At 75.2% G+C, this 19,181-nt stretch carries 13 protein-coding genes; 9 read left to right on the forward strand and 4 right to left on the reverse strand.

Annotated features, from left to right (window positions below):
• Positions 1-83: 83 nt before the first annotated feature.
• From WMF31_RS10310 to WMF31_RS10320, 3 genes are read left to right on the forward strand one after another with little or no spacing between them, the layout of a single operon-like run.
• Positions 84-1,025 (forward strand): homocysteine S-methyltransferase family protein, encoded by a 942-nt coding sequence (locus WMF31_RS10310; RefSeq protein ID WP_436601763.1) that lies wholly within the window; start codon positions 84-86, stop codon positions 1,023-1,025.
• Between the two features lie 30 nt (positions 1,026-1,055).
• Positions 1,056-2,429, forward strand: coding sequence for a glutamate--cysteine ligase (locus tag WMF31_RS10315; RefSeq protein WP_436601764.1), 1,374 nt, complete (start codon positions 1,056-1,058; stop codon positions 2,427-2,429).
• 60 nt (positions 2,430-2,489) lie between these two features.
• Positions 2,490-3,803 (forward strand): hemolysin family protein, encoded by a 1,314-nt coding sequence (locus tag WMF31_RS10320; protein ID WP_436601765.1) that lies wholly within the window; start codon positions 2,490-2,492, stop codon positions 3,801-3,803.
• A 1,752-nt stretch (positions 3,804-5,555) separates the two neighbouring features.
• On the opposite strand, the gene WMF31_RS10325 is transcribed toward WMF31_RS10320, so the two are convergent.
• A complete protein-coding gene (locus WMF31_RS10325; protein ID WP_436601766.1) occupies positions 5,556-7,475 on the reverse strand; it encodes a HEAT repeat domain-containing protein in 1,920 nt (639 codons plus the stop codon).
• A 187-nt stretch (positions 7,476-7,662) separates the two neighbouring features.
• Here WMF31_RS10325 and WMF31_RS10330 point away from each other — a divergent pair, with 187 nt between their 5' ends.
• From WMF31_RS10330 to WMF31_RS10350, 5 genes are all read left to right on the forward strand, one after another.
• On the forward strand, positions 7,663-8,610 hold the full coding sequence (locus WMF31_RS10330; protein WP_436601767.1) for an XdhC family protein: 948 nt from the start codon (positions 7,663-7,665) through the stop codon (positions 8,608-8,610).
• Positions 8,607-9,263, forward strand: a complete 657-nt coding sequence (locus WMF31_RS10335; RefSeq protein WP_436601768.1) for an NTP transferase domain-containing protein — start codon at positions 8,607-8,609, stop codon at positions 9,261-9,263. The genes WMF31_RS10330 and WMF31_RS10335 overlap by 4 nt, the downstream gene beginning before the upstream one ends.
• Before the next feature lie 149 nt (positions 9,264-9,412).
• Complete coding sequence (locus tag WMF31_RS10340; RefSeq protein ID WP_436601769.1) at positions 9,413-11,719, forward strand: xanthine dehydrogenase family protein molybdopterin-binding subunit; 2,307 nt, start codon at positions 9,413-9,415, stop codon at positions 11,717-11,719.
• Positions 11,716-12,201 (forward strand): (2Fe-2S)-binding protein, encoded by a 486-nt coding sequence (locus WMF31_RS10345; protein WP_436601770.1) that lies wholly within the window; start codon positions 11,716-11,718, stop codon positions 12,199-12,201. The genes WMF31_RS10340 and WMF31_RS10345 overlap by 4 nt, the downstream gene beginning before the upstream one ends.
• Positions 12,198-13,154: an FAD binding domain-containing protein gene (locus WMF31_RS10350; protein ID WP_436601771.1), complete on the forward strand. Its 957-nt coding sequence runs from the start codon at positions 12,198-12,200 to the stop codon at positions 13,152-13,154. Before WMF31_RS10345 ends, WMF31_RS10350 begins: the two co-directional genes overlap by 4 nt.
• 1 nt (position 13,155) lies before the next feature.
• Here WMF31_RS10350 and WMF31_RS10355 read toward each other — a convergent pair whose 3' ends face one another.
• Positions 13,156-13,356, reverse strand: a complete 201-nt coding sequence (locus tag WMF31_RS10355; protein ID WP_436601772.1) for a hypothetical protein — start codon at positions 13,354-13,356, stop codon at positions 13,156-13,158.
• Between the two features lie 724 nt (positions 13,357-14,080).
• Here WMF31_RS10355 and WMF31_RS10360 point away from each other — a divergent pair.
• Complete coding sequence (locus tag WMF31_RS10360; protein WP_436601773.1) at positions 14,081-16,219, forward strand: TonB-dependent receptor family protein; 2,139 nt, start codon at positions 14,081-14,083, stop codon at positions 16,217-16,219.
• A gap of 18 nt (positions 16,220-16,237) precedes the next feature.
• On the opposite strand, the gene WMF31_RS10365 is transcribed toward WMF31_RS10360, so the two are convergent.
• Complete coding sequence (locus WMF31_RS10365) at positions 16,238-17,674, reverse strand: HTTM domain-containing protein (protein WP_436601774.1); 1,437 nt, start codon at positions 17,672-17,674, stop codon at positions 16,238-16,240.
• Positions 17,661-19,160: an imelysin family protein gene (locus tag WMF31_RS10370; RefSeq protein ID WP_436601775.1), complete on the reverse strand. Its 1,500-nt coding sequence runs from the start codon at positions 19,158-19,160 to the stop codon at positions 17,661-17,663. Before WMF31_RS10370 ends, WMF31_RS10365 begins: the two co-directional genes overlap by 14 nt.
• Positions 19,161-19,181 lie beyond the last annotated feature (21 nt).

Genomic DNA, 19,181 nt, shown 5'->3' on the forward strand with positions numbered 1-19,181 from the left:
ATTTCGCGACGCGGAAGGCTCGTCTTGGGCTAGTTTCCCCATATAGACCGGTGGTAGAGGAGCCCTGGAAAACAGCGAAGGACGTGAACGCGCCCGAGGCCTCCACCTCCCGGCCTCCGACGGGTCGTCCGCTCATCCTCAGCGGCGATCCGCTCGCTTCGCTCCGGGGCCGGGGCGCGGTGGTCTCTTCCAACACCGCCGTCGGTCGGCTGCTCCGCGAGTCGCCGCGGGCCGTCGCGGAGCTCCACGAGCAGGAGGTCGCGCTGGGGGTCGACGTCGTTCGCGCGCTCACCGCCGCGACGACGACGCGCGCGCTGGCGCCCATCGGGATGGCGTTCCGCGCCGCCGCGCTGACGGGGACCGCGGTCGAGCTCGCAACGGAAGCAGCAGGCGCGGCCCCGCGCCGTGTGGCGGTCGCCGGTATCCTGGGCCACACTGCTGCCGCGCCCATGGCCGAGCGGATTGCGGAAGACTACGCGGTCCATGCGGCCAGGCTCGTGGCGGCCGGCTGCGAGATCCTCGTTGCGTGCGGCTTCGATCCGGCCCAGGCGGCGTGCGTCCCTCCCCAGATCGCTCGGCTCGCCCGGCGCGCCGCGGTGGTCAGCGCCAGCTCGACGCAGCTGGCGACGTGGGCGCTCGTGGAGCTCGACGGCGCCGGGCGCACGATCGACGGCGAGGGGATCGAGGAGGTCGCCCGGACGGCGCTCGACAGCGGAGCGGACGCGCTGCTCTTCGAGGTCGCGTCCGCCGATCTCGGGCTCGGCGTCCTGCGGCGCCTCGAGAGCGTCGCCCACGAGGCTCAGATCGGCCTGCTGCTCGGCGTCGAGCCCGCGCCGCGCGACGGGGCCGACCGCCTCGCGCCGGCCGAGGCGTGCGACGCCTGGGCGACCTCGGCGGCGCGCCTCATCGAGGCGGGCGCGCGGATGATGGGGGGAGGAACGGGGACGACGCTGGCGCACCTCGGCGCGCTCGCGAAGATGCTCCGTGCGACGCAGCGCGCGTCCCTGCTCAGGCGCGCGCTATAGGCGAGAACGACACAAACCGGAAACGTGAAGATGGCCGACGCAAGCCAGGCGAGCGAGTCGAGATCCGAACCCCTGAAGACGTTCGACGATCTGCTGTTTCCCTTTCACGACGCCCTCAAGCCCGAGCCGCTCCACCGGATCGGCGCCGAGGCCGAGAAGTTCGGCGTCGACGCCAGGACGGGCGCGGCCATCCCCTACGAGGGCGAGCGGAGCGTTCTGACCGTGCTCCAGGCGCTCGTCGAGCGGCACGGGTGGACCCCTGAGCACGAGGCGCCCGGCGGTCCGCTGATCGCGCTCGCCCGGGCTGGCGCCTCGGTGACCCTCGAGCCGGGCGGGCAGCTCGAGCTGTCCGGCGCGCCCCTCGAGAACATCCATCAGATCTGCATGGAGATGTGCGGGCACCTCGCGGAGCTGCGCGACATCTCGGCCGAGCTCGACTTCGCCTGGCTCGGGATCGGGTTCCATCCGTTCGCCGCGCAGGCCGATCTCCCCTGGGTGCCCAAGGCCCGCTACGCCATCATGCGGCGCTACCTGCCGACGCGCGGCGCGCACGGCCTCGACATGATGCGCCGCACCGCCACCGTGCAGGCGAACTTCGACTACGCCACCGAGGAGGGGGCGATGCGCGCGCTCCGCGTCGCGCTCCGGCTCTCCCCGCTCGTGACGGCGATCTTCGCGAACTCCCCGTTCTACGAGGGGGCGCTGTTCGGCGGGCGGAGCTACCGCGCCAGGGTCTGGCTCGACGTCGATCCGGCGCGGCAAGGGCTGCTCCGCAACGTGCTCGAGCGCGGCCGGCGCTTCTCGGACTACGTCGCGTGGGCGCTCGAGGCGCCGATGTTCCTCATCAAGCGCGACGGCGACGTGATCGAGAACACGGGCCAGACGTTCGGCGAGTTCCTGGAGCGCGGCTTCCAGGGGCACCGGGCCACCCGCGCCGACTGGGAGATGCACCTCAACACCCTCTTCCCCGAGGTCAGGCTGAAGCGGACCATCGAGGTGCGCGGCGCGGACTCGCTGCCGGCCAACCTGGTCTGCGCGCTCCCGGCGCTGTGGGCAGGGATCCTGTACGACGCGCGCGCGCTCGACGAGGCCGACGCCCTGTCCGAGAGCTTCCGGTTCGACGAGCTCGAGGCCGTGCGCCCCCAGATCGCCGAGCGCGCGCTCCGCGCGACGTTCCGCGGCAAGCCGCTCGCGGCCCTGGCCGAGCGGCTCCTCGGGATCGCCTCGGGCGGCCTCGCGCGGCGCGCGCGCATGAACCGGAACGGCAAGGACGAGCGCGTCCACCTCGAGCGGATCGGCGCGCTCATCGCCAAGGGGCAATCCCCGGCCGATGCGCTCGTCGAGGGGCTCAGCAACGACGACCCGGCCCTGCGAAGCAAGATCCTCGACCGTGCGCGGATCTGAGCGCGGCCCATCGTCGAGGGGGCGCGGGGGGGCCGGCGCGCCCGGAGGACGTCGAGCGGCATGACACTGGTCTATCTCGTGGGCACCGCGCTGCTGGTGCTCCTGAACGCGTTTTTCGTCGCCTCCGAGTTCGCCATTGTCAAGATGCGGCCGACGCGGCTGGAGCAGCTCGTGCGCGACGGGGACGCGCGGGCACGGCTCGCGCTCCAGATGTCGCAGCAGCTCGACGCGTACCTCTCCGCGAACCAGCTCGGCATCACCCTCGCGTCCCTCGGGCTCGGCTGGATCGGCGAGCCGGCGCTCGCGCACCTCATCGAGCCGCTGCTCACGCCGCTCGACGCCTGGTCGGGCGTCGGCGCGCACGCCATCGCCGTGGGCATCGCGTTCATCTGCATCACGGCGCTCCACACCGTGATCGGCGAGCTCGCCCCGAAATCGCTCGCCATCCAGCGGACGGAGAAGGTCACGCTCTGGGCGGCGCGGCCGCTGCACTTCTTCTTCGTGCTGATGTGGCCGGTCATCTGGGTGCTCAACTCGATGGCGAACGGGTTCGTGCGGCTCTTCGGGCTCCGGCCGGTCGGCGAGGAGGAGATCGCGCACACCTCGGAGGAGCTCCGGCTGCTCCTGACCAGGAGCCCCGCGGGGCTCGACCCGGCGCTGCGCAGCATGCTCGTGCGGATCTTCGATCTGCGCCGGCGCACGGCGCGGCACGTGATGTCGCTCCGCTCCGACGCGTCGACCCTGCGCGCCAACATGACGATCGAGGAGGCGGTGCGGATCGTGGCCGACGCCGGCTACTCCCGGTACCCGGTGCTCGACGACCACGGCAAGAACGTGCTCGGCTACCTGCACCTCCGCGACCTGTTCGACGTCCTGAGCCAGCGCCGCCGCGCGGCGCGCGTGGCCGAGCTGCTCCGCAAGCCGATCTTCGCGCGCGAGAACACCTCGGTCGAGCGCCTCCGCCTCGAGATGCAGGCGCGCCAGGTGCCCGTGGCGATCATCACCTCGGCCTCGGGCGAGTTCATCGGGCTCGTCACGATGGAGGACCTCATCGAGGAGATCGTCGGCGAGATCCGGGACGAGAACGACGAGGAGGTGCCGCCCATCCACCGCCGCGGCGGCGGCATCGTCGACGTCGACGGCCGCGTGCTGCTCGCGGACCTGGAGCGCGACGCGCACATCGCGCTGCGGCCCGAGGTGAAGACCGTCGAGACGGTCGGCGGCTACATGCTGGGCCGGCTCGAGCACCCGCCCGAGGCGGGCGAGCGCGTCGAGTGCGAGGGCTACACGCTGGTGGCGATGGACGTCGCCGGCCGGAGGGTGCGGAGGGTCCGCATCGTCCCGACCGACGCGGCCGGGGGCGAGCGGCCGTGAGGTGACCGGCCGCCCGCCGCTGCCTCCGTGAGGCCGCGCCGCCCCCGAGGGCGCCGCCCCGGAACGTTCGCGGCGCGACGTGCACCCCGGAATCGGCCGTCCTGGGCGCGAGCTGCGCGCGGATCCAGGTACAAACTTCCGCGGACCGGTACTACCCTGGCTCCGTAAGTGGAAACGCTTGCAACTCGGATCTCGCGCGATGGCCCGCTGAACGAGCTCGACGCCGTGGGCTGGGCCATTCGCCTCGCGAAGAGGATCGAGGCGCTGCACGCCCTCGGCGTGGCGCACGGCGCCATCTCGCCCGAGTGCGTGCTCACGGCGGCCGTCGATCGGACCTCGAAGGCCATCCTGGCCGATCTGCGCCAGACGCCGAGCCGCATCGCCTACCAGTCGCCCGAGCGCGTCGCGGGCGGGACGCTCTCGCCCGGCGACGACGTGTGGGCCATCGCGGCGACGCTCTACGAGGTGCTCACCGGGGCGAGCGCGTTCGGCGGCGCGAGCGACGCCGAGACGCGGCAGCGCATCGCGAACGCCTCGCCGGCGCCGCTCGCGGTCTTCGACGTCGGCGACGACGATCTCCAGCGCGTCCTCGACGACGCGTTCCAGCGCGATCGCTCCCTGCGCACGACGAACGCCGCCGCTTTCCGGCGCGCCCTCGAGGAGTGGCACCCCGATCCCGCGGCGCGCACGCTGCTCCCGCTCGACGACGAGGACTCGACGAACGACGACGAGGACGACGACGAGGTGCGCACGCTGATGCGCCCTGCGCCGCTGAGCTCGGCACAGCTCAACGAGCTCATCGCGCAGCGCACGGCGGCGCTCCAGGCCGGTCTGCCGCCGACGCCCGCGCAGCCCGCGCGCCCGGCGGCGCCGGCCGCGCCCGGCGGCGCGGCGCCCCCGAGGCCGGGCGTCGCGTCGGTCCCCAGGGCCGCGGCGGCCGCGGTCGCCCCGGCCGCGGGCGGCCGCGCGCCGGTCGCGCGAGGGCGCGTTCCGGGGGTGGGGGCGGTGCCGCTGACGCAGTCGTTCGGCGACGACCGCGAGCCCGAGGACGATCTGCTGACGATCATGCGGGGGACGCCTCCCCTGGGGGCCCACGTGGCGGCCGGGCCAGCGGCCGCCACCCCACCCGGAGGCACGGCGTCCGCCGCGTACCGGGTGAGCCCCGCCGGCCGGCCCGGCGTGAGCGCGGCGTCGCAGGCGGCGGCCTCTCCGGACCCGTCCGCCGCCGGCGCGCCGGCGCCGCCGCTCCTCGGGCGCGATCGTCCAGGCGCAGGGCGCGATCCGCGGGCGGGCTCGCACGCGCAGGCCGACGCCGTGCCCCGCCTCGTCGATCCCGCCGAGGTCCTCGATGATGAGCTGACGCTCGACGCGCCCACGCTGAACGCGCCCGCGCTGGTCGACGCCGAGGACGACGAGGACGACGTCCCCACGCGGACGCGGGAGGCCCCGCTGAACACGCCGGCGGCGCCGCACCCGGCCATGGCGGCGGCGCTCCCCGGCTCGCCGCCGGCCCTCGCGGGCGTGGGGGCGCACGATCGCCCCGCTGCGGCGGCCGCGGCGCCGCTCGATCTGGGGGCAGGGGCGCGCGCGGCCTCCGCGCCGAGGGGCGGCGACGCCGGGGTCGGCCCGGCGATCGGCCCGGGGCCCGCCGCCGCCGGGGCGTTCAGCCCGCCGCCGCAGGCGTCGCCCCGCCCGCAGAGCGCCCTGGCCGCGCAGCCGAGCGCGGCTCCGGCTCAGGCGGCGGCGCTGGGCTCAGCCGCGTCGCCCCCGTCGCCGTTCGGAGGGGCCGGCGGCGTCGACCTGGAGAGCGACATGCCGCCCGACCGCTCGGGGCGGCTCGGGATGATCATCGCGGTGATCGTGGCGCTCCTCCTGGCGGGCGGGGCGATGCTGTTCGCCGCGCAGATGGGCCTCCTGGGCGCCGCGCCCGCCGCGCCGCGGAGGGTGGCGGAGGCCGCCGTCCTCGCGCCGACCCTCGCCCCGGCCGTGGCCCGCCCGCGCGCGGGGCGCCTCCTTGTGGAAGCGCTGGATCTGGGCGTCGAAGCCGCCCATGTCGACGCGCTGCAGCACCTCGGGCCGGAGGCCTGAGCGGCGCGCGGCCGCCTCGGTCCGCTCGGGGAACGGCGAGATCCAGACCAGCCTGCCGCCCGGCGCGAGCGCGCGCGCGGCGCTCTCGACGAAGCGGGTGAGCAGGGCGTCGAGATCTCCCGTGCGCTCGACGCGGCGACCGAGCGGCGGGTTCGTCAGGATCAGCGTGGGCGCGTCGCCCGGCGGCGGCGCGCTGCACGCGTCGCGCTGGAGGAGCTCCGCGCCGCGCGCGCCCGCGGCGTCGAGGTTCTCGCGCGCGATCCGGAGCGCCCGGGGATCGCGATCCGAGCCGACGAGCCGCCGGTACGGCCCGAGCAGGGCGCGCTCGCAGAGCTCCAGGCCCGAGCCGACGAACGGATCCCAGACCACGTCGTCGCCGCGCACCCCCGCGATGCGCGCGAGCGCCGCCGCGATCGTCGGGTGCGAGGCCGCGGGGACGTCGCCCCTCCGGTAGCTGAACCGCGGGTCGGGCAAGCGCGGCGCGAGCTCGACCCGGACCCGGCCCGCGCCCTCGTGGACGACCACGTCCCACGTGCTCTGGGTCGGATCGTTCACGAGCTCCGGCGCCGCCGCCTCCACCGCCGTCGCGACGCGGAACACCGCCGCGCGGCGCTTGCCGCCCCGGGCCCAGTCGATGCGGTAGCGGATCGCGCCCAGGGTGAAGCGGCGCAGGGCGTCCTGCGACTCCCGCGAGAGCAGCCGCTCGGCGACGACCGCGGCGAGGTCGCCCCCCGCGTCGAGCGCGCGCTCCGGCAGGGGCAGCGCGAACGACAGCATCGTGCGCGCCCCGAACAGGACGTCGAGGCGGCCGCTGAGCGTCACCTCGACGCGCGTCCCGCCGCAGGGATCGCTCCGGAGCTCGGGGACGAGCGCCCCGGCGGGCGAGCCCTGGTCGAGCGCCGCGAGCTCCTCGGCGAGGATCGTCTCGAGCCCGCGCCTCGCGCGCACCGCCACCCGGAGGGGGCGCTCCGGCGCGCGATCGCCGGCGATCGCCGACGGCTCGCCGCGCGACAGCGTCCTCCTGGCCAGGAGCTCGGCGCGCGCGCGCGCGTCGGCCAGGTCGTCCTCGCCCCCGAGCTCGGCCAGCGCGTCGAGCGCGGCGCCGCCGCCGACCTTGCCCAGCGCGTCGATCAGCGCGCGGCGGACGTCGGGCGAGCGCTCGCCGCGCGCCGCCTCGGCGAGCGCCGCCCCGACGCGCGGCCGCCCGGCGTCCATCGCGGCCGGCTTGCCGAGCGCCACCGCCGCCATGCGGCGCGTGCGGCGATCGTCGTCGCCGAGGCGCGCGAGCAGGTGGTCGCGCGCCCGCTCGGCGAGCTCGGGCGCGATCGGCGCGGCGGCCATCAGCTTGCCGACGAGCCGCGTGAGCGGCGCGCGCTGCGCCGGCGCCGCGGCGGCCGCGCGCTCGAGCGCCGCGGGCAGCGCGGCCGCGCCGGCGCGCCGCAGCGCCCGCTCGGCCAGCGCGGCGGGCTCGCCGCCCGCCGCGAGGAGATCGAGCAGGGTGGCGAAATGGCGGCGCCCCGGCGTGAAGCCGGGATCGGAGAGGGAGCGCTGGAGGTCGGGCTCGGGCGTCGCGGGGAGGCTCATCGGGTCTGGGTTCTTCGCGTTCTCACGGGGTTTCCGGCGGGGCCGGCCGGACGGGCTCCAGGGCGCGTGCGCGCCGCTCGCCGCGCGCGCCCGACTCTCGCGAGAGGCGCGGCGTCCCGGCAAGCTCTTTCCGCGCCGGGCCTCAGGGCGCTCTCGTTTTCGGGCCCCGGCTCGCTAGAGTTCCCTCATGCCGGATCTGAGCCAGATCATCCCGCGGACGGCCTCACCGCACGAGGTGCTGCGCGCGGCGCTCGACGCGCTCGAGGCGGGGCGGCGGGTGGTGCTGGCCTCGGTGGTGGGGCGGCACGGCTCCGCGCCGTCGACGCCGGGGCAGAAGCTCTGCCTCGTCGACGATCTCACCGCGGTCGGCACGATCGGCGGCGGCGCCGTCGAGCGGGCGGTGCTCGGGATGATGGGGCGCGCCCTCGACGAGCTCGCCACCACCCCGAAGCTCGAGACGTTCCGCCTGGGCCCGAGCCTGGGCATGTGCTGCGGCGGCTCGGTGGAGGTCCTCATCGAGCCGATGCTGCCCGCGGTGCACGCCCTCGTGATCGGCGCCGGGCACGTGGGCGCGTTCGCCGCCCCGCTGCTGGCATCGCTCGGCTTCCGGGTCACCGTCTGCGACGCGCGCGCGGCCGCCGCCGATCCCGCCCGCGTGCTCCCCGCCGCGGCCCCCGCGCCCGCGCTGTCCGCGCCCGGCGGCGCGCCGCGCGTGCCCGGGGCGGCGCGCATCGGGGAGCCGGTGCGGGTCGTGCTTGCCGACCACGACGACCCGGAGGTGACGGCGGGCCTGCCGAGCGAGCTCGGCGAGGCGGCCGCGCTCGTGATGACGCACGACCACGGCCTCGACCAGGCGGCGATCGAGTGGGCGCTCGCACGCGGCTTCGGCTACGTGGGCGGGGTGGGGAGCCGTGCGAAGGCGGCGCGCACGCGCGCGCGGCTCGAGGCGAAGGGGGTGCCGGCGGGCGACGTCGCCCGGGTCCGGATGCCGATCGGCCTGGACATCGGCGCGCGCACACCGGCCGAGATCGGCGTCGCCCTCGCGGCGGAGCTCGTCGCCTGGCGCGTGGGGCGCCAGCGCGCGCGGTGGTCGCCGATCGCCGGGGCGCCGGCAGGGGAGGAGCAGGCGGAATGAAGCGGGTGGTCACGATCGTGCTCGCCGCGGGCGCGGGCAAGCGGCTCGGCGGGCCGAAGGCCCTCCTCGCCTGGCCCGCGGCGACGAAGGACGGCTCCGAGCGGCCGCTGGCCGTCGCGCACGCGGAGGCGCGCCTCTCGGCCGAGAGCGCGCGGGTGCTCGTGGTGGTGCGCAGCTCCGTCATGAACGCCCTCCTGGCCCATGTGCGGCCTGGCATCGACCTGGTCGCGTGGAGCGCCCCGGATGATCTCGGGCCGGCCGGCTCGCTGGCCGTCGCCGCGCCGCGCATCGGCGACGCGGAGGCGGTCGTCGTGACGCCGGTCGACGTGCCCCCCGCGAGCGCCGCCACGGTGGCGCGGCTGCTCGCGCGGCTCGACGCGGGCGCTGCTTCCGAGGCTTCCGCGGCTTCCGCGGCGCCGCCGCTCGCGGTGCGGCCGCGGCACCTCGGCCGCGGCGGGCACCCGGTGGTGCTGCGCGCCGAGGCGCTCGCGCGCTACCTCGAGCCGGATCCGCCGCCGCTGCGGGACCACCTCAGGTCGCTCGGGGAACGGTGCGTGGACGAGGACGTGGACGATCCGGGGGTGCTGCTCGACCTGAACGTCCCGGTCGACGTGATCCGGGTGCTGGGGGGACCGCCGCACTTCCTGGCCTGAGCTCTCCCGACGTCGACCGGCGGCGGGCCGGCGCGTCGTTGGTGCGGCGCTGGGTCGACGTTCCCCTCGGGACCAGGCTATCGTCGGTGAGGAGGAGCAGACGAATGGCGACGAGCCCTCCAGCCTCAGCGCTTGCCGCGGGGACCAGCGTGCCCCGCGCCGACGGCCCGCCCAAGGTCACCGGGGCGTCGCGCTACGTGGACGATCTGCCGGCGATGCCGGGCGAGATCTTCGGGCGCACCGTGCGCAGCCCGGTGCCGCGCGGGATCCTCCGGGGCGTGCGGCTCGACCCCGCGTTCGACTGGAGCGACGTCACGGTGGTGCTCGCCGAGGACGTCCCGGTCAACGTGGTCGCGCTGATCCAGGAGGATCAGCCGATCCTCGCCGCGGGCAGGGTGAACCACGCCTACGAGCCGATCGCGCTGCTCGGCTGCGCGGACCGGGCGAAGCTCGCGCGGGCGGCCGCGGCCGTCTCGCTCGACATCGAGCCGCTGCCGCCGGTGCTCGACGCGCGCGCCGCGCTCGAGGGGCGGGAGATCCTCTGGGGCGAGGACAACGTCTTCAAGCGGTACCTCATCACCAAGGGGTGCGCCGACGCGGACCGGGAGCGCGGCGAGGCGGCCATCGACGCGGCGATCGCGCGCTGCGACGTCGTGGTCACCGGGACCTACGCGTCGCACCACCAGGAGCAGCTCTACATCGAGCCGCAGGGGTTCATCGCGTGGTGGGACGCGGCGGGCGCGCACGCGATGGGCTCGCTCCAGTGCCCATTCTACGTGCAGAAGGCGTTCCTCAAGGCGTTCGGGCTCGCGCCCGACCAGGTCCACGTCACGCAGTCGGTGACCGGGGGCGGCTTCGGGGGCAAGGAGGAGTACCCGTCGATCCTCGCGCTCCACGCGGCGCTCCTCGCGAAGAAGAGCGGCCGGCCGGTGCGGATGATCTATGACCGGACGGAGGACATCGAGGCGACGACGAAGCGCCACCCGGCGTGGTGCGAGATCACGACCGGCTGCGATCGGGACGGGACGCTGCGCGCGCTGAAGATCCGGATCCTCATGGATGGCGGGGCGTACACGACGCTGACGCCGGTGGTCCTGTCGCGGGGCGCGCTCCACGCGGCGGGCGCTTACCGCTGGGAGGACGTCTGGATCGAGGCGACGGCGGTCGCGACGAACACGCCGCCGAACGGCGCCTTCCGCGGCTTCGGCGCCCCGCAGACGATCTGGGCCATCGAGCGGCACCTCGATCGCGTCGCGCGCGCGCTCGGCCGCGATCCGCTCGACCTGAAGGCGAAGAACGTGCTGCGCCCCGGCGACGCGACCGCGACGGGGCAGGTGCTGCGCGAGAGCGTCGCGGGCGAGGCGTGCATCGAGCGGGCGATCACGGCGAGCGGCTACCGGCAGAAGCGCGCGGCGGGGCCGGTCGTGCGAGGGCGCGTGGCGCGGGGGGTCGGGCTCTCCGTGTTCATGCACGGCGCGGGCTTCACCGGATCGGGCGAGCGTGCCCTGAAGGGCAAGGTCGCGGTGGATCTCGCGCCCGGCGGGCGGCTCCGCATCCGCACGGCGTCGACGGACATCGGCCAGGGGACGGAGACGGTGTTCCGGCAGATCGCCGCCGACGCGGCGGGGCTTCCGCTCGATCGGGTCGAGCTCGCGGTGCCGTGCACGACGTCCGTGCCCGACTCGGGCCCCACGGTGGCGTCGCGCACGGTGATGGTGGTCGGCTCGATCGTCGAGGCCGCGGCGCGCGAGGTGGCGGGCCGCGTGCGCGAGGAGCAGGAGGCGGCGCGGCGGCAGGCGGCCGGAGACGACGGGCAGGGGGCCGGCCAGGCGGCGGCGCCGGCGGGGCTCTCGTTCGAGGAGGCGGCCGATCGGCTGCTCGCGCGCGAGGGGCAGGTGACGTCGCTGAAGCAGTACGAGCCGCCGGGCCACGTGCGCTGGGACGACGAGGCGTACAAGGGAGACGCGTACCCGTGCTTCGGCTGGGCGTGCGACGTGGCCGAGGTCGAGGTGGATCTCGACACCTTCGAGGTGACGGTCGTCGGCTTCTGGTCGGCTACGGACGTGGGCAAGGCGATCCACCCGGTGATGTGCAAGGGGCAGATCGAGGGCGGCAGCCTCCAGGCGATCGGCTGGGCGCTCTCCGAGGAGATCGTCTGGCACGACGGCAAGATCAAGAACCCGCGGATGACCAACTACATCATCCCGACGTCGCTCGACGCGCCGCCGTTCCACGTGGCCCTGCTCGAGTCGCCGTTCCCGTTCGGCCCGGGCGGCGGCGCCAAGGGCGTCGGCGAGCTGCCGATGGACGGCGGCGCCCCGGCGGTGGCCGCGGCGGTGGAGCACGCGACCGGGATCGCGGCGTGCGCGCTGCCGCTCACGCCGGAGCGCCTGTTCGAGGCGGCGCGTGGCGCCGCGGCGCCGCGGCCGGCCGCGGGGGGAGGGGAGCGCGCATGAAGATCTCGCTCGTCGTCAACGGCTCGCCGCGCGAGGTCGACCTGCCGCCGCTCTCGCGGCTGCTCGACGCGCTCCGGGGGCCGCTCGGGCTCACGGGCACCAAGGAGGGGTGCGCGGAGGGCGAGTGCGGCGCGTGCACGGTGCTGCTCGACGGCGACCCCGTGAACGCCTGCCTGGTCGCGATCGGCCAGTGCGACGGGCGGCGCGTGATCACGGTCGAGGGCCTGGCCGGCGCGGGGCACCTGTCGCCGCTGCAGCGCTGCTTCGTCGAGGAGGGCGGGGCGCAGTGCGGGATCTGCACGCCGGGCATGCTCCTCTCGGCCGAGGCGCTGCTCGCGAAGAACCCGGACCCGTCGGAGCTCGACGTCCGCGAGGCGCTCGCGGGCAATCTCTGCCGCTGCACCGGGTACCAGCGCATCGTGGAGAGCGTCCGCGCCGCGGCGGCGCTGCGCCGCGGCGGCGCGGGGGGGGCCGGGCCGTGAGCCTCGCGGATCTCCCCCGGTTCGAGCTGCGGCGCGTGTCCGGGCTGGGCTCGCTGTGCGAGCTCGTGGCGGAGCAGGCCGCGCTCGGCGCGCCGGTCGCGCTCCTGGCCGGCGGCACCGACTGGATGGTCGAGCAGGAGCTCGGCCCGGCGCTCGCGGCCCCCGCGCCCGGCCCGGCGGCGCCGTCGGGCGGCGGGCCGGCGGCGACGCCGGGCAGCAGGCCGGCGGCGACGCCGCTCGTCGTCGACGTGTCCCAGCTCCCGGACCTCTGCGGCGTCGCGCTCTCGGGCGACACGCTGCGGGTGGGCGCCGCGACCACGTACCTGGAGATGCGCCGGAGCGACGTGCTCTGCGAGCGGGCGCCGCTCCTCGCACGGATGAGCCGCGACGTGGGCGCGGTGCAGATCCAGGCGCGCGGCACGCTCGGCGGCAACCTGGCCACGGCGTCGCCGGCCGCGGACGGCGTCGCCGCGCTCGCGGCCTACGACGCGACCGTCGTGGTGCAGAGCGTCCGGGGGGAGCGGCGCATCCCGATGAGCGCGCTGCAGACGGGCTACAAGCGGACGTCGCGCGCGCCGGACGAGGTGATCGTTGCCGTGGAGATCGCGCTGCCGGCGCCGCGATCCCCCTGGTACTGGCGGAAGATCGGCGCGCGCCGGGCCCAGGCGATCTCGAAGGTCGCGCTCGCGGGCGTGGCCGAGGTGCGATCCGGGCGGCTCACGCGGCTCGGGCTGGGCATGGCGTCGGTGGCGCCCACGACGGCGCTCCTGCCGAGCGTGCGCGCGCTCTGCCTGTCGCGCCCGCTCGCCGAGCTCACCGCGGCGGAGATCGACGCCGCGGTGGCGCAGGACATCGCGCCGATCGACGACGTGCGCTCGACGCGGGCCTACCGGGAGCACTGCGCGCGCGCGGTGGTGCGCGAGCTGCTCCGGCAGCTCGGGGCGCCGGTCTGAGTCACTCCATCCAGTCGAGCTGCGGGGCCGCTTGCCGGCGACCGCGCAGGCCGGGGGGCGCGGGCCGCTCGCAGCGCGGCGCGAGCGGCGTATCCACGTCCACATCGTGGCAGCGGGCGCAGCGCCGCGGGGTGTTGTCCTCGATCTGGAAGATGGTGACGCAGCCGCAGGCCGAGCAGATCATGCCGATGTCGTACTTCATGAGCACTCCTCAACAACGCACGCTCCGGGACGGCCAGAGCGGCGGGAACATGCGCTGAAGGGGCGACGTCCCGGCGACGGCCCTGCAACATCGCGCCGAAGCCCCGGCGCGAACGGCCGTGGCAGAGATGCCGCACGCTCGATGGTGAGGCCGGCCTCTCGCGCGGGGCAGCTCGGTCCCGAGCGGACCGGGGCGGGGGCTCCGGACGCCCGCCATGGGACGCCCGGGTTCTAATTGATTTTGACTTTCAGTCTTTCGCAGGTCCGTGATAGTCGCGGGACCTGGAGGGGGGACGTCGCAGGCTTCGTCGAGCGTGCGGCGTGATGATTCTGGTTTTGTAAGAATTTTACAATTCATGTCGCTCTGCACCTCCCTGCGCTGGCCTGGCCTCGCCGCGCCCGCGCTTCTGCTCCTCGTTGCCCGAGCTCATGCACAGTCTCCTGAGCCGAGCTCACCAACCCCAGAGGAGCCGCGGGCCGCAGAGGAGCCGCGGGCCGCAGATCAGCCGCGGGTAGCAGAGGAGCCGCGGGTAGCAGAGGAGCCGCGGGTAGCAGAGGAGCCGCGGGCCGCAGATCAGCCGCGGGTAGCAGAGGAGCCGCGGGTAGCAGAGGAGTCGCGGGCCGCAGATCAGCCGCGGGTAGCAGAGGAGCCGCGGGCAGCAGAAGAGCCGCAGGCCGCAGAGCAGTCGCCGGTCTCGGGGACACCTCGGAGCGCCGCGGCGCCGGTGGAGCTCGAGACGACGGCTGCGCCGGAGGCGGCGGCTCCCCTTGGCGAGGCGCCGGTGGAGGTCACGGTCGCGGGCACGCGCGTGACCAGGACAGCGGGCTCTGCCCACGTGATCAAGGGACGCCAGCTCGAGCGCTTCGAGCACGACGACCCGCACGCCGTGCTGGTCAGCGTCCCGGGCGTGTACGTGAGGGGCGAAGATGGGGTAGGCCTGCGGCCGAACATCGGCGTGCGCGGCGTCAACCCCGATCGCAGCAAGAAGGTCACGCTCCTGGAGGACGGCGTCCCCATCTCGCCCGCGCCGTACTCCGCGCCAGCGGCCTATTACTTCCCCCTGATCACGCGCATGTCGAGCGTGCGGGTGATCAAGGGGCCGGGGGCCATCGCCCATGGCCCGCAGACCGTGGGCGGCACGGTGGATCTCGTCACCCGCGCCGTCCCGTCCCTCGCCTCGGGCGCGGTGGACCTCGCCCTCGGCCAGTACGGCTATGGCAAGGCGCACGGGTACGTCGGGACGAGCGACGGGCAGATGGACGTCCTCGTCGAGGGCGTGCACCTCCGGAGCGACGGCTTCAAGGAGCTCCCGCGCGGCGCGGACACCGGGTTCTACCGCAACGAGGTGATGCTCAAGGGCAGCTACCTCGTCGACCCGACCGCCCGCATCCGGAACGAGCTCCGCCTCAAGCTCACCTACTCGGAGGAGCTCTCCAACGAGACGTACCTCGGCCTCACGGACGCGGATTTCGAGGACGACCCGCGCCGCCGCTACGGCGTGAGCGCGCTCGACCGCATGCAGAACCACCGCATCGCGGCCGCCGTGACCCACGTGATCGAGCCGCTCCCCGGGATGTCGGTGACGACGACCCTCTACCGGAGCGACTTCTCGCGCGTGTGGCGCAAGGTGAACGGCTTCCGCGGGGCCAACCTGTTCGACGTGCTCACCGCGCCCGACACGCCGCAGAACGCCGTGTACTACGCCGTGCTGACCGGGCAGCTCGACAGCTCGACGCCGGGGGAGGCGCTGCTCATCGGGCCCAACGAGCGCGAGTTCGTCGCCCAGGGCGTGGAGACCCGCGTCCGCTGGGACACCACCACCGGGCCGCTCTCGCACCGCCTCGAGTACGGCGTGCGCCTCCACTACGATCGGATCGAGCGCCGCCACAGCGAGAACGGGTTTCACGTGCTCGGGGGCGCCCTCGTGCCGGACGGCGGCCCGACCGTCGTGACCCAGCTCAACGAGGCGTGGACCGAGGCGGCCGCGCTCCATGCGACCGACGCCGTCACGTGGGGATCGCTCACGGTGACGCCCGGCGTCCGCGTCGAGCTCATGCGCTCCGCGTTCGTGGATCGCGCGGCCGGGAGCGAGAAGAAGCGGCTCGCGCAGGCGGTCCTGCCCGGCGCGGGCGCGTACTACGCGCTCACCGAGGAGCTCGGGCTGCTGGCCGGCGTCTACCGCGGCTTCAGCCCCCCGGCGCCAGGGAGCGACGAGCACGTGGAGCCCGAGCTCAGCGTGAACTACGAGGGCGGCGCCCGCTTCGCCGACGGACCGCTGCGCGGCGAGATCATCGGCTATTACAACGATTACTCGAACATCACGGACGTCTGCACGCTCTCGAGCGGCTGCCTCGACGCGGAGCTCGACCGGCAGTTCGACGCGGGCGAGGCCCGGATCTACGGCGTCGAGGCCTACGCCGAGCACGAGATCCCGCTCGGCGCGCTGACGTTGCCGATCACCGCGGCCTACACGCTCACGCAGACCGAGTTCCTCACGAGCTTCACCTCGGACGACCCGATCTTCGGCCGGGTCGTGGAGGGCGACGAGATGCCCTACGTCCCGCGGCACCAGGCGAGCCTCTCGATCGGCGTCGAGCACGAGCGCGCCGGCCTCGTCGTGAGCGGGAGCTACGTGTCGGCCATGCGCGAGAAGGCCGGCAGCGAGCCCATGTCGCGGGCGCTCGCCACCGACGAGCAGCTCGTCTTCGACGCGAGCGGGAAGGTGCGCGTCGCCGGGCCGCTCGTGCTCTACGTGAACGCGCGGAACGTCCTCGGCTCCCAGTACATCGTGTCGCGCCGGCCCTTCGGCGCCCGGCCGAACGCGCCGCGCTGGATCCAGGTCGGGGCCAAGGCGTCGTTCTGACGCGGCCCACCCCCCGGATCAGAGCGGCCGGAGGTGGGGCGGCGGCTCGTCCGGGCCCGGGAGGACGTAGGACGCCCGGCCGATGCCGTCGCGGACCGACGCGAGATCGACGGCGGGATCGATGAGGCGCGCGATGCGGCGGCCGTTGAGCGAGACGAGGGCGTCGGCGCGCACCTCCACCGGCCCGCGGCCGCGGCGCTCGAAATCCTCCCGGATGTGGCGGGCGAGCTGCAGGATGAGATCGGGCTGGCCCGCCATCTCGCGCTCCTGCAGGCGCGTCAGGTACGCCCGCGGGCTCACGTGCCACGTCCGGCCGGTCTGCTTGTTGCGGACGACGAAGGTGACGCTCCCGTTCTTCTCGCGGACCATCACGCGCCACGAGAAGCGCATCCCCTGCTCGTGCCAGCGCACGTTCCCGCCGTACGCCAGGAAGCGGAGCGGCATCGCGAGCTGAACCGCGCAGTAGGCGGCCCCGAGCGCGAGCCCCAGCGCGCGCAGCCGCCGGGCGGACGGCGTCGCCGGCGAGGGATCCGGGCCGCCCTCCCGCGCGGCCTGCGCCCCGGCGCCGCGGAGCGCCCGGGCGAGGAGCCGCCTCGGCCAGTCCGCGGGGAAGAACACGAGCGCGGACAGGACCATGATCACCGGGAACATCCCGATCGGGAACAGCGCGCGCGTGACGGTGTGGAACACGATCACCACGGCGTAGGCGAAGGGGCGGACCCGCCGGATCAGGAGCAGCCAGACGATCCCGGTGTCGAACAGGAACCCGGCCCAGCTCATGAGCGGCGCGGCCCACGGGAGCGCAAAGAGCGGGCCGAGCACCGGCATGTCCGTGCGCGACCCGAGCCAGATCCGGAGCGGCTGCGCGTGCAGGAGCCAGTCGGCGTGGGCCTTGGCGATCCCCGCGAACGTGTAGACGACGCCGACCTGGAAGCGGAGCAGATGGTGCCACGCGGCCGGGACGGAGCGCGCGTGGCGCCGCGCCAGCAGCGCGTCGATGGACCAGGCGCGATGCGCGGGCGACACCGCGAGCAGGAGGGCCAGGAGGCTCGCGAGGTAATAGTGGTTGAGGTACGTCGTGACGTCGATGAGCCCCAGGTAGGTGAAGCCGACGAAGAACAGGGGCGCCGCGACGCGGAACAGGAAGCCGAGGGAGACCGCCAGGGCGAGCGCCGCGAGCGCCCAGAACAGGGCGTGCATCCCGGCGGGCGACAGCGGCTCGACCCAGGCGAAGCCCCAGTACTTGAAATGGAAGCTCGGCTTGACGAAGAGCTGGTCGATCCAGCCGTACGCGATGAAGCGCGCCATGCTCACGCACATCGTGAGCCCGAACAGGGCGCGGAAGGCCGCGAGCCAGGCGATGTCGACCGGACGAGAGAGCGCCGCCGCGGCGCGCGACCACGCGGCCGCGAGCGCGCGGGGGCCCGCGCGGCCGGGGAGATCAGTCGTTGTCACCTTCCGACGACTGGGGCAGCTCGAGGTTCAGCGCGGTCACGAGCTCCGTCTTGATCAGGTCCGTCAGGGCCTTCACGGCGTAGTACACCGCCTCGACCTTCGCCCGGTCGGACACGAGCGCCTGCTCCAGCGGCGGGTCGAGCCCCTCCACGGCCGCCTCGGCCCCTGACAGCGCGTCCAGCATGCGATCGGCGAGATCGGCCGAGCCGACCTCGCGCAGCCAGTCGTCGAACCCGAGGCCCTCGCCGCCCTCGCCGCAGCCCTGGAACAGGCGCCGGAAGCCGCGCAGGTTCGCCCGGAGGTGCGACGTCGAGGCCAGGGCGAAGCGGGACTCCAGCGCCTCCGGGCAGGTGGGCGTGACGCAGTCCTCGGTGAAGCCGAGCGGCCGCCCGAGCTTCCAGTCCTTGAGCTCCTTCTCGACGTAGAACATCGCGTCGCTCACCGCGTTGAGCGCGTCCTGCTCGGTCGCGAAGACGGCGCTCCCGCGGCCGGCCCGGGTGAGCTGCTCCCGGAAGCTCCCCGCCTCGGGCGCCCAGGCGCGCGCGAGCGCGCCCGCGCGGGCGAGCACGTCCGCGGCCGCCGCGGCGGCGTAGTCGGCCTTGCGCTGCGCGAGCTCTCCGGCGCCGAGCGCCGCCCAGGTGCGGCCCGCGTTGATGGTCGAGAACTGCGAGCAGGCGTTGTCGCTGCCGCCGTAGAACACGAGGTACTCGAGCGCCGCGAGGCCGCGGGCGTTGATGAGCGACGAGGAGAAGCCCGGCTGCGCGTAGGCCCGGCTGACGATCTGCTCCTCGATCTTGCACCGGCTCACGAGCGGCCAGGAGTAGATCTGATCCCGGAGGTCCTGCCCCCCGGGCTGCAGGGAGCTCGCGGCGGGGCCGAAGCGGAAGATCTCGGCCTCCTGCCAGACCGCGATGGCGGCGCGCCAGGCGTCGCGCGCGGCGGCGGCGCTCGGCTCGCCCGGGGCGCGGGCGAGGGCGGACGCGCTCTCGTGCAGCGCGCGCGCCCGCGCCTCGAACTCGCAGGCGCGGTTCAGCGCGCAGTCGGCGGCCGCCGTGAGCAGCCCGGCCTTGGTGAAGGGGCCCTCGGGGGCGGCGACCGGGGCGCACTGCGCGCCGCCCGGCTCGCCGCCGCCCGCGCCGCCGGTCGCGGCGCTCGTGGAAGCGGCCGTCGTGGCGCCCGTGGCGCCGCTCCCGGTCGCGGGCGCGGCCCCGCCGGCGCCCGAGGGCTGCGCGCCGCCGGTGCCCGAGGACTGCGCGCCGCCGGTGCCCGAGGGGGGCGCGCCGCCGGCGCCCGAGGGGGGCGTGCCGCCGGTGCCCGGGGGCTGCGCGCCGACCGTGCCCGCGCTCTGGCCCGTGTAGACCACCTCGTCCGGCGGCGGCTTGCGGCAGGCCACGGCCGTCGTCACGCCGACGAGCGACAGCAGGAGCGCTGCCGGGAGGCGGCGGGACGCCTTCTCGTTCCGGGCGCGGTTCGTTCTCGGCCTCACGCGGGTCATGCAACCTTCCTG

Source organism: Sorangium sp. So ce1036 (assembly GCF_051369805.1).
In the GTDB taxonomy this organism is placed as follows: domain Bacteria; phylum Myxococcota_A; class Polyangia; order Polyangiales; family Polyangiaceae; genus Sorangium; species Sorangium cellulosum_F.